Source organism: Streptomyces californicus, assembly GCF_000717645.1.
GTDB classification, from domain to species: Bacteria; Actinomycetota; Actinomycetes; order Streptomycetales; family Streptomycetaceae; genus Streptomyces; species Streptomyces californicus.
In genome coordinates this window covers 15,215-28,709 of record NZ_JNZZ01000025.1, presented here as the reverse complement: position 1 = coordinate 28,709, position 13,495 = coordinate 15,215, and the positions used below count along the sequence as shown (strand labels likewise).

The following is a 13,495-nucleotide window of genomic DNA, read 5'->3' as shown; positions in this document are numbered from 1 at the left end:
TGTCGGACCAGCTCGACATGGTCACCCCGATTCTCGGGCCTGCGGCCGGGGCCCGGTCGTCTTCTTCCTCGCGGGCCGCCCCGCCCTGGGCCGCGGCAGGCTACCGGCCCACCGCCGCCGCCACCTCCGGCGGCAGGTCGTCCGGGAGCAGCAGGCGCAGGTCGTCCAGGCTGGGGGCGGACATCGCGCCGAGGCGGCCCGCCTGGCGCGTCATCATCGCCTCCAGGATCTGGCGGGCCGTCCGGGCGTTGCCGAAGGAGTGGTCGCGCGGCAGGGAGTCGACGTACGCGTAGAGGGCGGCCGTCGTCTCCGGGGCGCAGTCGTAGCCGTAGCCGGTGGCCTGCTGGGAGAGGATCTCCAGCAGGTCGTCCGTGGAGTAGCTCTCGAACTCCACCGTGCGCGAGAACCGTGAGGCCAGGCCCGGGTTGGAGTCGAGGAAGCGGCGCATCTCGCGGGTGTAGCCGGCGGCGATGACCACGACCTCGTCGCGGTGGTCCTCCATCAGCTTCAGCAGCGTGTCGACGGCCTCCCGGCCGAAGTCGGACGTCGCGCCCTCCGGGGTGAGCGTGTACGCCTCGTCGACGAACAGCACGCCGCCCAGGGCGCGTTCGAAGGCGTCCTTGGTCAACTGCGCCGTGTGGCCGACGTACCGGCCGACCAGGTCGGCGCGCGCCACCTCGACCAACTGGCCCTTGGGCAGCACCCCGAGGGAGCGCAGCAGGTCCGCGTACAGGCGGGCGATGGTGGTCTTGCCCGTGCCGGGGGGCCCGGAGAAGATCAGGTGGTTGCTGATCTTCGGGGTGGGCAGCCCGGCGGCCTTGCGCTGCTTGGTGGCGGTGAGGAGGTTGACCAGCGCGGTCACCTCGTTCTTGACCGCCGTGAGGCCGATCATGGAGTGCAGCTGGGCGAGCAGTTCCTCGGAGCCGGGGCCGTCGTCCGCCGGGGCGCCCGTGTCGGTCGCCACGTCCTCCGGCAGCAGGAGGGCCAGATCGCTCTCGGCGGGGTTCTTCATCGAGGCGAACCGGGACGCCTGGCGGTCCACCATGTCCTCGAACACCTTGCGGGCCGCGCGGCCGTTGCCGAACGTGGCGTCGCGCGGCATGCGCTCGTAGTGCCGGGCCAGGGCCTCGCGGGTCTGCGGGGCCAGCTCGTAGCGGTGGCCCAGGCACATGTTCTCGGTGATGGTCACCAGCTCGTCCACCGAGTAGTTGGCGAAGTCGATGGTGCGGGTGAACCGGGAGGCCAGACCCGGGTTGGAGGAGAGGAAGCTCTCCATCTCGCCGGTGTACCCGGCGGCGATCACGGCGACGTCGTCGCGGTGGTCCTCCATCAGCTTCAGCAGCGTGTCGACCGCCTCGCGACCGAAGTCGGCGCCGGATCCCTTGCTGTCGGAGAGCAGGGTGTACGCCTCGTCGATGAACAGCACCCCGCCCAGCGCCTCGTTGAACGCCTCGGTGGTCTTGATGGCCGTACCGCCGATGACCTGCGCGACCAGGTCGGCGCGGGAGACCTCCACCAGGTGCCCCGACCTGAGGACGCCGAGATCGGCCAGGATGCCGCCGTACAGCCGGGCCACCGTCGTCTTGCCGGTGCCGGGCGGGCCGGAGAAGACCAGGTGGCGGCTGACCTGGGCGACGGGCATGCCGAGCTGGGCGCGGCGCTGGTTGAGCTGGTTCAGATTGACCAGGTTGCGCACCTGGCTCTTGACCTCGGCGAGGCCGACGAGGGACTCCAGCTCCTCCAGGGGCCCCTCCGGTCCCTTCTTGGCGGCTTCGGGGCCGCCGCCCGCGACGTCCGGCGGCAGGGTGTCGCCCCAGGCGTCCGGGACCGCGTTGCCGGCGCTGTTGAGGCCCTCGATCGTGAGGCGCTCGTTGAGCCGGGTCTGCCGCAGCCCCGCCCCCCGGTTGTCGCGGACGGTGCAGTCGGCGACGGTGACGGGCTCCGCGCTGTCGATCCGGATTCCGTCGCCGACGCTGCCGATGACCTGCGAGGAGGTGAGGGTGGCGCGGGAGCCGTTGGCGAGGAGGACGCCGTGGGCGCCGCAGTCGGTGATGTGGACGCGCAGGACGGAGAGTTCGCCGCCGTTGTCCACCGTGATGCCGCCCGCCGAGGCGAACTCGATCGCGCAGTCCCGTACGGTGCCCCGCCCCTCCGTGCCGACGGAGACGGTGGTGTCCTCGGCCGCTCTCATGACCGTGTCGCGGATGTCGGGGTTGCCGCCCGAGGCGATCCGTACCGCCGAACCGCCCGCGCGGTCGATCTCGCAGTGCTCCAGCCGGCCGCGCCCGTCCTCGGCTACCTCGACACCGTTGCCACCCGGCGAGGTGATCCGTACGCGGCGCAGCAGCGGGTCGGCCCCGGTGCGGATGCGGACGGCGACCCCGGTGGCGTCGCTGACGAGCAGTTCGTCGAACTCGGCGGTCGAGTCCTCCTCCAGCAGGACGGCGCCGTTCGCGTCCCCGCAGTCGCGCACCGCGCAGCCGATCAGGGTGGGCGAGCTGGAGTTGATCACGCGGACCGCCGGGGCGGCGGCGGTGTCGAACTCGCAGTGCTGGAAGGTGCCCCGGGAGCGCTCGCTGACCACGAGGCCGCTGCCCTTGGTGCGGGAGGTCCGGCAGTTCAGGAACTCCGGGTCGGCGCTCACGGCCAGCATGATGCCGGGGCCGGAGGTGTCGCTGACGGAGACGTTCTCCAGGGACGGGCGGGCGGAGCTGGTGATGTAGACGCCGACGGAGGTGTCGTGCACGGTGGTGCGCAGGACCCGGGTGCCGCTGCGGCCCTCCAGGGCGATGGACGGCTTGTCCGTGCCGGAGATGTCGCAGTCCTCCACCAGGCCCTGGGCCTCGTCCGAGGTCAGTACGCCGTTGGCGCGCGCGTCGAGGATGCGGCAGTCCCGCACCGTCGTCCGGGCCTCCGCGCCGATGACGACGCCGGAGGTGCCGAGGTTCGATATGCGGCAGCCGGCTATGACGCTGCCGGTGGGGGCGGAGTCCACGACCCCGGCGCCCTTGGGGTTGCTGACCTGGCAGTCGCGCATGGCGACCGAGCCCGACTCGCGGGCCAGCACGGCCGTCCAGCCGGAGCCGACGATCGTGCAGCCGTCCATCGCGACCTGGCCGCGCGGCGCGTCGACCACCGGCAGGTCCTCGCTCCCGCCGCGCAGGGTGAGGTCGGTGAGCATGACCGCGTCGGCGACCAGGATAACGGCGGTGCCCCGGCGCGGGCAGATCTCGGCGCTGCCCGGCTCCCCGTCCGCGACGATGGTGACCCGCGTCCGCACCGTGAGGTTCTCCGGGTAGCGGCCTGGGCTCACCCGGATCACCGCACCCGTGCGCGCCTTGTCCAGGGCTTCACCGATCGTCCGGAAGCTGTCCGGTTGGTCCGACCCGACCCTGAGCAATTGCCGTGACACGCCCGATCCTCCTCTTTTGGTGCCGCTGCCCGCCTCTCCCGCCGGGGCCGGAAGGAGATGCCTGTCTCCCGCCGGGCCGGAGGGAAACCGGAACGCGTCGGGTCCGCGCAGCTGTGCGCACGCGAGGAAGGCTACGGGACCGGCACCGCGATGTTCCAGGTGGGACAGGAGAGTTCGAGCCCGATCCGGCGAGCGGTGCCGCCGCGTCCCGCCCGACGTACCGTCATCCGTTCGGCCTATCATGCGCGCCATGCCCCCTGCCCGAGTTCGCTCCCGCCGCCCACGGGCCACGGCCGCCGCCGCGGCCCTGTCGCTCACCGTGCTCCCGACCGCGCTGGTCGCGGCGGGCGCCGCGCCCGCCGCGGCCGATTCCGTGGGACTCCCCGTCGTACGTTCCGTCCTGGCGGAGGACGACACCTGCGTCGAGGCGTCGGAGGTGAAGGCCCGGTCCGAGCCCTGGACCCTGGGCGCGCTCGGCGCGGCCCGCGCGCGCCCGCTCTCCCAGGGCGCCGGGCAGACCGTCGCCGTCGTGGACACGGGGGTCGGCGAGTCGGCCCCGGCGCTCTCCGGCCGGGTGACCGCGATCGGGGACGCGGGCGAGGACTGCGTCGGGCACGGCACGTTCGCGGCCGGCCTGATCGCGGCGACCCCGGGCGGCGCCGGCGGACCGGCCGGACTGGCCCCCGAAGCCCGCATCCTGGCCGTACGGGGCGCGGACGAGCGCGGCGGGTCCACGGTCGCCCAGGTGGCCGCCGGGATCCGTACGGCGGCCGACGAGGGCGCCTCCGTCATCTACGTCGCGGCGGCCCTCGCCGACGGCAGGGCGGAGCTGACCAAGGCCGTCGCCTACGCGGGCGGGAAGGACGCGCTGGTCGTGGCCCCGCTCGCGCCGGACGCGCTGCCCAGGGACGCGAAGCCGGCCGCCTGGTACTGGCCCGCCGCCGCCCCGGGGGCGATCGGCGTGACGGACTACGGCCCCGACGGGCAGCGCCCCGTCAACGCGCCCGTGGTGGGCGGGGCGGACCTGGCCGCGCCCGGCGACGCGGTGGTGAGCATCGGCCCCGAGGGATCGGGCCACTTCATCGGTTACGGGGCCTCGTTCGCCGCCGCGCACGTCGCGGGGGCGGCGGCCCAGGTACGGGCGCGCCATCCGAAGCTGTCGGCGGCCGACACGGCGCGCCGGCTGACCGAGGCGGCGTACCCGGCGAGCCCGCCGCGCCTGGACCCGTACGCGGCGCTGACGGCCGTCCTGACGGACGAGAAGGGGACCGTGCCCCGGACCGAGCGGGCCGAGGTCCCGCCGCCGCCCGCCGAGGAGCCCCGTACCCGCGCGCTGATCGCGGCGGGCGTGGGCGGCGGGGTGGTGCTGCTCGTCGCGGCGGGCGCGGTGGTGATCCCGCGCGGGCGGGCCCGCGACTGGCGTCCCGCGGGGAGCTGAGAGCGCGGGCCCCCACCCCGGACCGGTCCGGACGACCCTGGGTGCGGCGGAGGGCCGGGCCACGGGCGCCCCTCGGGGGCCTGCCCCGGGCCGGGTACGGCCGGGCCCGGTTGCTCCGGTCTCCACCGTCCATTCTGGGACCGCCGAGTGCGACTGGGCTTCGGCCTGCACCGCCTCCCCGGCCGTCCGGGACCGGGTACGACCCGGCCCCGGTCTCCTCGGCCCGCCCAGGACCGGGTACGACCGGGCCCCGGCCTTCCCGCCCCGTCCTGGGACCGGGTAGGCCGGGGCCCGGCCTGCGGTTCAGGACTCCTCGTCCTCCAGCACCGCCGTCTGCACCTGGATCTGCTTGCGGCGCGTCACCCGCGTGCCCCGGCCCGGCGGCAGGTTGCGCCCCTTGACGCTGCCCAGGATGAAGCCCTCCGACGGCGGGCACGACAGCAGCAGCGTCGGGGTGTTGACCTCCTGCATGCGCCGCAGCATGGGCTCGCCCAGGCCCCGGCCCGCACCGGCGGCCGAGCGGGCGACGACCAGGTGCAGCCCCACCTCGTAGCCGAGCGCGAGGTGGTTCAGCAGCGGGTCGAACGGCGCGTTCATCGCACTGGTGCCGAGCATGTCGTAGTCGTCCACGAGGATGAACAGCCGCGGCCCGTCCCACCAGTCGCACGTGCGCATCCGGGCCGGGGTGATCTCCGGTCCCGGTACGCGCGCCGTGACCGCCCGCGCGGCGCCGCCGATCAGCTCCTTGAGGGCGTCCATCGACACCGCGTGGCCCAGCCGGTACGCGTCCGGGATGGCCTCCACCAGGGCGCGGCGGTAGTCCACGACCATGATCCGCGCCTCGGCCGGGGTGTACCGGTCCATGATGGCCTTGGCCGTCATCCGCAGCATGTTGGTCTTGCCGCTCTCCGTGTCCCCGACCACGATCATGTGGGGGGTCTCGGAGAAGTCGTGCCAGACCGTCGACAGGCGCTCCTCCTCCAGGCCGATGGGCATCTTGAAATCGCCCTTCGGAGCCGGGAGTTCCGACAGCTTGAGCCGGGTCGGCAGCATCCGCACCTGCGGCGCGGGCGGCCCCTGCCAGCTCTCGCGGACCGCCGCCACCAGGCCGGCCACCCCGTCGGAGAGGTCGTCGGCGGACTCGACGCCGTCGATGCGCGGCAGCGCCGTGAGGTAGTGCAGCTTGGCGTCCCGGGTCAGGCCGCGTCCCGGCAGCCGGGGCACGGTCGCGGCGCGCCGGTTGTCGATCTCGGAGTCCATCGGGTCACCCATCCGCAGCTCCAGGTGGGTCGCGGCCTGGTCGCGGATCGCGGAGGTCACCTCCACCCAGCGCGCGGTGGTGACGATCAGGTGGATGCCGTAGTTCAGACCGCGCGCGGCGATCGCCCCGAACGTCTGGATGTGCCGGTCAAAGTCCTGGCGCACCGTCGACCAGCCGTCGATCACCAGGAACACGTCGCCGTGGCGGTGCTCGGGGAACTCCCCGGCGGCCAGCCGGCGGCGGAACGTCGCCATCGAGTCGATCCCGTTGTCCAGGAAGAACCGCTCGCGCTCCGCCAGCAGCGTCGTGACCTCGGCGATCGTACGGCCCACCCGCTCGGCGTCCAGACGTGCCGCGACGCCGCTGACGTGCGGCAGTCCGGCCAGCCCGGCGAGCGTGCCGCCGCCGAAGTCGAGGCAGTAGAACTGGACCTCGCGCGGGGTGTGGGTGAGCGCCAGCGCGGTGATGATCGTCCGCACCATCGTGCTCTTGCCGCTCTGCGGGCCGCCCGCGATCGCGATGTGCCCGCCCGCGCCCGAGAGATCGACGGTCAGCAGGTCGCGGAGCTGGTCGAAGGGGCGGTCGATGATGCCGAGGGGGATGGTGAGCCGCCCGCGGTGCGACGCGTCGGTCGTCAGCCCGTACTCGGGGTGCGGGGTGAGCGGCGGCAGCACCTGGTCGAGCGTCGCGGGGAGGTCCAGCGGCGGCAGCCACACCTGGTGGGCCGGCGGCCCGGCGGTCAGCAGCCGGTCCACGGCGACCGACAGCAGCGTCTCGCCGGTCTCCTCCTGCGGCTGCTCGGGCTCGGGCTCCGGTGTGTCGGGGAGCTGGCGCGGTACGACGTAACTGCTCGTCCACGGCACGGTCTGGCTGGCCACCCGCGCCTGGTTCGCGCTGCCCCGGCGCTGCTGGTAGGGGCCGGATACGTAGGCGGCGCGGAACCGGGTCAGCGCCTCCACGCCCGACTTGAGGAAGCCGCTGCCGGGGGCCGGCGGCAACTGGTAGGCGTCGGGCACGCCGAGCACGCCGCGGCTCTCCATCGCGGAGAACGTCCGCAGACCGATCCGGTACGAGAGGTGGCTCTCCAACTGGTGCATGCGGCCCTCGTCCAGGCGCTGCGACGCGAGCAGCAGGTGCACGCCGAGGGACCGGCCGAGGCGGCCGATCATCACGAACAGCTCCATGAACTCCCGGTGGGCCGCCAGCAGCTCGCTGAACTCGTCGACGACGACGAACAGGCTGGGCATCGGCACCAGCGGGACGCCGGACGCGCGGGCCTTCTCGTAGTCCAGCGCCGAGGTGTAGTTGCCCGCCGAGCGCAGCAGCTCCTGCCGCCGCATCAGCTCGCCGTGCAGGGCGTCCTGCATACGGCCGACCAGCGCGGCCTCGCCCGCCAGGTTGGTGATGACGGCGGAGGTGTGCGGAAGGTCCTCGAGGCCCAGGAAGGTGGCGCCGCCCTTGAAGTCGACCAGGATGAAGTTGAGCGTCTCCGAGGAGTTCGTCAGGGCGAGCGAGAGGACCAGGGTCCGCAGCAGCTCGCTCTTGCCGGAACCGGTGGCGCCGATCAGCATCCCGTGCGGTCCGGTGCCGCCCTGGGCGGACTCCTTGATGTCCAGCTCGACCGGCTCGCCGTCCGCGCCGACCGCGATCGGCACCTTGAGCCGGCTCGGGCCGGTGTGCTGCTGCCACAGCGCGTTCGGGTCGTGGCGGTGCAGGTCGGGAATGCCCAGCAGCGTGGTCAGTTCCACGTTGGAGGAGAGCGGCTCGGAGGAGTCCGACGCCGAGCCCAGGCCCATGCGGTACGGGGCGAGCCGCTTGGCGAGCGACACCGCGCCGGTCAGCCCGAAGGTGTCGGGGCGGCCGAGCCGGGTCACCTGCTCCTTGCGCTCGCGGTCGGTGCGCACGAGGCCGAGTTCGTCCTCCTCGACCGTGAAGCGCAGGGTGATGCGTCCGGGGCGCCAGGAGAGCGCGCCGCTGAGGTCCAGGACGACCGTGTTGCGGAAGCCGGGACCGTCCAGGCGGTGGCCGGCCGGAACGACCCCGCCGTCCACGACGATCACCGTGAACGGCTCCTCGCGTCCGGGCACCGCGTCCGGGTCGAACTGCGGTCGCTCCATGAACTCGGCGCCGAGCAGGTTCTCCAGCTCGCCCCACGCGGAGACGGTCATCCGGGTCGGGCCCGCCCCGTCGGTGTCGTGCGGGTGGAGACTGTGGGGGAGCCACTTCGTCCACTCCCAGTCCGCGCGCCGCTCGTCGGAGACGCAGAACGCGATCCACACGTCGTCCGGCGAGTGGAAGGTGGCCAACTGGGCGAGCAGCGCCCGCACCAGGGAACGTATCCGCTCCTCGTCGCCCTGGAACAGCACCCGGGCCCAGGCGCGCAGATAGATCGCGATGGGCTGCTCCGGGACCGTCGAGTAGGCGCGGATGAAGCTGCGCAGCGCGTGGGCGCTGAGCGGCTCCAGGTCCTCCACGGGGTTGGTCGAGCTCGACGACAGCTTCAGGCCCAGCTTCTGCTCGCCGACGGCCATCCGGATCTCGCCGAAGTCCTCGTCCCGGGGGCGGCGCTCCCACAGCCGGGTGGTGCCGGTCATCGACCAGAGGGCTCCGGGCTCGGGGTGCCGCCACGCCAGGGCCAGTTGCTGGTCCACGACCGCGCCGCGCACCTTGCGCCGGATCTGGGTGAGATAGCGCAGATAGTCCCGCCGTTCACCCTTGAGCTTCTGCTTGCGCTCCGCCGCCCGGCGCATGAACTGGCCGATGAACATCGCGGCGGCGCCGAGCACCATCAGGCCCAGGGCGATGTAGATGAACCCGCCGGAACCCCGGGTCATACCGGGGCGCATGAACATGAACATCATCGAGACCGACATCAACGCCATGGGCAGGTACGTCCACACGGCGGAGGTGTCGGGCACCGTCTCGGGGAGAACCGGCGGTTCCTGGAGATTCAGCTCCCCGTCGGGCATCTCCGGGCCCCGGCGTCGGGCCGGGCGGCGGAACAGGATCACACTCAAGGAACCGTCTCCTTCAGGGACATGGGGGGAGAGCGGGCGGAACGGCGCCGCAGGGCACGCCGCCCACCGCCGGCCGGGGCCGGGAGGCGGACGGGCCTTCGCCGTGCACGCACCCTACGCCGCGCTCCGGCCGGGATCGAAAGCCCGTCCGACGCGGCCGCCCGGCCGGGGCCGAAAGCCCGCCCGGGGCAACCGCGTCGGCGGCGGGGAGCCGTTCCGCCGTGTCACAGTTCTGCTACATCACGAGTCGGGGAAGGGTCCGCGCGACCGTTTTCCCCGGCCGCGACAGCGCATGCGGAACCGATTCCCGGCCGAACGGGCGCGCGCACGGCCGTTTCCCTGCCCGGACGGGCAGGCGCGGAACGGATTCCCCGGCCGAACGGGCACGCGTGGAACTGTTTCCCGGACCGATCCGCGCATGCCGAATCACCCTTCGTGCCCGTACGGCGACCGCGCCGCAATTCGCCGTACGCGGAAGGCCGTTTCGTATTCCGTGGCGCGGGCCACGTGGTCCAGACTAGGCGGCTGATATTACGATCGCTGTATTGGTCGTCAACAACCGTCACCGTCACACGGTTTGGAACCCCCCACCGACGCAGGGTGCCCACCGGTCCGCCGGTCCCTGTTCCCCCGCCCGTTCTCAGCCGTAACCGGAGAAGCGTGAGCCATCCCGATGACTGACACTCAGGTGGCCGAGCTGTGCCGTCTGACGGTACGAGCTCCAGCCAGAAGCATCGATCTCGCCGTGCCCGCCGACGTCCCCGTGGCGGACCTGCTCCCCGCCGTGCTCGGCTACGCGGGCGACAACCTCGAAGAAGCCGGACTCGACCACGGCGGCTGGGTGCTCCAGCGGCTCGGCGGCGAACCGCTGGACGAGGAACGCACCCTCGACTCCTACGGTCTGCGCGACGGCGACACCCTCTACCTCCGGCCGCGCGCCGAGGCCCTGCCCGAGGTGCACCTCGACGACCTGGTCGACGGCATCGCCACCACGATGCGCGACCACCCCTTCGGCTGGACCCCCAAGGTGAGCCGCCGGGTCCTCCTCGGCATCGTTGTCGCGGTCCTCATCGGCGGCGTCCTGGTGATCGCCTGGCCCGGCGGCTCCTCGCTCTCCCGGTCCGTCTTCGCCACCGCGGCCGGACTCCTCCTGCTCGCGGGCGCGGGCGCGGCGAGCCGGGCCGTCGGGGACGCGGGCGCCGGAGCCGCGCTCGGCTTCATGGTCGGGCCCTACCTGGCCCTGGCCGGCTGGCTGCTGCCCGGCGGAGAGCTGAGCGGGCCGCACGCGTACGAGACCCTGGGGGCGCGGCTGCTCGCCGCCAGTGCCGCGCTGGCCGGCGGGGCGGTGCTCGCGCTCGCCGTCGTGGCCGCGTTCGCCGCGCTCTTCCTGAGCGTCGCCGTCGTCTCGCTGTTCGCCGCCGTCGCCGCCGTCCTGCTCCTCACCACGGACCTGGCGCCGGTGCACGCCGCCGGCATCCTCGCCGTCCTCGCGGTGATCCTGGGGGCGTTCGTCCCCTCGCTGGCCTTCCGGATGTCCGGGATGCGGATGCCCCCGCTGCCCACCAACGCCCAGCAGCTGCAGGAGGGCATCGAGCCGCACCCGGCCGCCGCGGTCTCGGCCCGCGCCGTCCTCGCCGACGGCTGGATGACGTCGCTCTACGGAGCGGTGGGCGTGGTCGGCGCCGCGTGCGTGGTCGTCCTGGCCCGGGAACGCGAACTGGCCGAGATCATCATGACCGTGGCGCTGTGCCTGCTGCTCGTCCTGCACGCCCGGGGCCTCGGCAACATCTGGCAGCGCATGTCCCTGGTGGTCCCCGGCGTGCTCGGGCTGCTCCTGCTGGTGCTGGTCGCCGCCCCCGCCGCGTCCCCGGGCAACCGGCTGGTCACGGCCGCGGGGCTGCTCGCGGCGGCCGCCGCGGTCGCCATCGCCGCCTGGACCGTGCCCGGCCGCCGGCTCGTCCCGTACTGGGGCCGCGCGGGCGAAATCCTCCACTCGGCCCTGGCGATCGCCGTGCTCCCGCTCGCCCTGTGGGTGCTCGGCGTGTACGGCGCGCTGCGCGCCATCAACGGCTGACCGGAAGGGAGAACCGCCGCCGTGCAGTCGAAACGCGACCAGGTCCAGGCCCACATGTTCGTCATGGGCCGGCTCACCTCCGGCCTGCTCCGCGCCGACCCCGACGCCCCGGAGAGCCCGCAGGGGCGCACCAACCGGGGCGTGGTCATCGGCATCGTGATCGCCGTCCTGCTGTCGGCCGGCTCCTTCGTCCTCGGCCTCCTCAAGCCCGGGACCAAGGACTCCTGGCGGGCGGCCGGGACCCTCGTCGTCAACAAGGACACCGGCTCCCGCTACCTCTACCTGGAGGGGCGGCTGCGCCCGGTGCGCAACTACGCGTCGGCGCGGCTGCTCGCGGGCGCCGACATGAAGGCGGTGGCGGTCGGCTCCAAGTCCCTGAGCGGCACGCCGCACGGGGCGCCCATCGGCATCAGCGGCGCCCCGGACGCCCTGCCCGGCAGCGCGGACCTGGACACGGGCCCCTGGCAGGTCTGTTCGGGCAGCGAGACGGGAAGGACCGGCACCACCGTCGCGGTGGGCCTCCCGGCGGACGCCACCGGGCTGCCGACCGACCAGGCCATGCTGGTCACCGGCCCGGACAAGGCGGACTACCTGGTCTGGCGCGGCAGCAAGCTGCTGCTCGACGAGGAGACCCGCGCCCGCGAGGCCCTCGGCTACGGCTCCGTCTCCCGGCTGCCCGTCTCCGCCGCCTTCCTGAACGCCCTGCCCTCGGGACCCGACCTGCGCCCGCCGAACGTATCCGGCAAGGGGAAGAAGGGCCCCGCGCTCGGCGGCGAGGAGACCCGTGTCGGCCAGGTCTTCCGGGTCACCGTCCCGGGCTCCGCCGACCGCTACTACCTGCTCCGCCAAGAGGGCCTGACCCCGCTCACGGCGACCGGGGCCGCGCTGGTGCTGGGCGACCCGGAGACCCGCGAGAAGGTGTACGGGGGAGGCTCGGCCGACGTCGTGACGCTGGGCGCGGACGCGCTGAGCGGCCGGCTGGCCCCCGGCGCGGGGACCGGCGCGGACGAGGCGAACCTGCCCGCGAAGCCGCCGGAGGTAGTGGCCCTCGGCGAGGACCGGACCGTATGCATCCGGGTCCAGCCGGGCGATCGCGGACCGCGCATCAGCGTGGCGCTGACCGGGACGGGCACCCTGGGTCCCGCCGCCCAGGCGCCGCCCGAGGGGCTCACCCCGGCCTGCATGCCGGTCGGCACGATCAGCGTGCGGCCGGGCGGCGGCTCCCTGGTGCGCGCGCTCGGGGCGAGCGGCAGCACGGTCGGCACCACCGTCTACCTGGTGACCGACACCGGGATGAAGTACCGGGTCGGCACCGCCGAAGGACTCGCCGCACTCGGCTACGGCGAGGGCCAGGCGCGAGGGCTGCCGGCGCCGCTGCTGGCCATGCTGCCGACCGGGCCGGACCTCACCAAGGAGGCCGCGGCCCTGGGCCGGAACACGAACACGACCCCGCGCTGCGCCCGAACATGAGCGTCTGTCAGGAAAGGGAGCGGAAGGAGGTGAATATCTCGTGGCGCGGCTGATAAATGCGCGTGTCGTGACAACGGGAGGCGGTGATCCGCCGTCCTCTTCTCCGAAGGGATCCGGCATTACCGTGCCGTACGACGGGTGTTGCCCGTTCGGGCACGGGGAAACCGATCCATTCGGAAGGTGATTCCGCAAGGGGCCTACCTCAGATCCAGATCAAATCTCCTTCGCGAATCACCCCAAAAGCGGGGTCGGGGTCGAGAAGATGACGCAAGCCATTGAATCCTCAACACCCCTTTCCTTAGGCTCCGTTCGTCCAGACCATTCGGATGCCGGCCTTTCGGCCGCGTCCGGCCAGGCACCGCGCACGCGGGAACCGGAACCCGGCGGCGCGACACATCAGGAGGCGCAGCAACATGGCAGGTACGGGCGCACAGCAGTCACTGGCGTCAGCCACTCAGAACGGTGTCACCGCGCTGGAGATGGCCTTCACCGGTGTGCAGAACAGCCGCCAGGACGTGGAGAACATGAAGCACAACCTCGCCTCCGGCTACGCCGGCAGCGACGGTGGCGCGTTCCAGAAGCTGCTCGACCGGTGGGACCAGCAGGCGGAGATCATCTCCAGCAACCTCCGCGACATGATCACGACGCTGGAGGAGACCATGCGCGCGCAGGGCATCCAGCAGAACAACTCGAACGACGCGATCCAGCAGGCGTTCAACCGCTCCGAGGAAGTCTTCAACGCCCTCGCCGGCTCCACCGCGGGCCGCTGACCGCCCCTGGAGCACCCGGAGCCCTGACGGGCGGCCGGACCCCGCACACCCCT

The 13,495-nt window shown here is 73.1% G+C and carries 6 protein-coding genes; 4 read left to right on the top strand and 2 right to left on the bottom strand.

Translation table 11 applies throughout. From position 1 onward, the window contains the following. Positions 1-100: 100 nt before the first annotated feature. On the bottom strand, positions 101-3,412 hold the full coding sequence (locus IF19_RS0128115) for a right-handed parallel beta-helix repeat-containing protein (RefSeq protein WP_030277065.1): 3,312 nt from the start codon (positions 3,410-3,412) through the stop codon (positions 101-103). A gap of 250 nt (positions 3,413-3,662) precedes the next feature. On the opposite strand from IF19_RS0128115, the gene IF19_RS0128110 reads away from it, so the two are divergent. After that, on the top strand, positions 3,663-4,850 hold the full coding sequence (locus IF19_RS0128110; RefSeq protein ID WP_078580823.1) for a S8 family serine peptidase: 1,188 nt from the start codon (positions 3,663-3,665) through the stop codon (positions 4,848-4,850). Positions 4,851-5,153: 303 nt separating this feature from the next. Here IF19_RS0128110 and IF19_RS0128105 read toward each other — a convergent pair whose 3' ends face one another. After that, on the bottom strand, positions 5,154-9,122 hold the full coding sequence (locus IF19_RS0128105) for a type VII secretion protein EccC (protein WP_030277063.1): 3,969 nt from the start codon (positions 9,120-9,122) through the stop codon (positions 5,154-5,156). A 679-nt stretch (positions 9,123-9,801) separates the two neighbouring features. Here IF19_RS0128105 and eccD point away from each other — a divergent pair. From eccD to IF19_RS0128090, 3 genes are all read left to right on the top strand, one after another. Continuing rightward, entirely contained in the window at positions 9,802-11,202 is a 1,401-nt protein-coding gene (eccD, locus tag IF19_RS0128100; RefSeq protein WP_030191216.1) for a type VII secretion integral membrane protein EccD, read from the top strand. Between the two features lie 21 nt (positions 11,203-11,223). Next, positions 11,224-12,672: a type VII secretion protein EccB gene (eccB, locus tag IF19_RS0128095; RefSeq protein ID WP_030118322.1), complete on the top strand. Its 1,449-nt coding sequence runs from the start codon at positions 11,224-11,226 to the stop codon at positions 12,670-12,672. A 413-nt stretch (positions 12,673-13,085) separates the two neighbouring features. Further along, positions 13,086-13,442: a hypothetical protein gene (locus IF19_RS0128090; RefSeq protein ID WP_030118323.1), complete on the top strand. Its 357-nt coding sequence runs from the start codon at positions 13,086-13,088 to the stop codon at positions 13,440-13,442. Positions 13,443-13,495: the final 53 nt, after the last annotated feature.

Coding starts and splice junctions, on each gene's coding strand:
- IF19_RS0128110 (WP_078580823.1), top strand. CDS start 3,663: ATGCCCCCTGCCCGAGTTCGCTCCCGCCGCCCACGGGCCACGGCCGCC.
- eccD (WP_030191216.1), top strand. CDS start 9,802: ATGACTGACACTCAGGTGGCCGAGCTGTGCCGTCTGACGGTACGAGCT.
- IF19_RS0128090 (WP_030118323.1), top strand. CDS start 13,086: ATGGCAGGTACGGGCGCACAGCAGTCACTGGCGTCAGCCACTCAGAAC.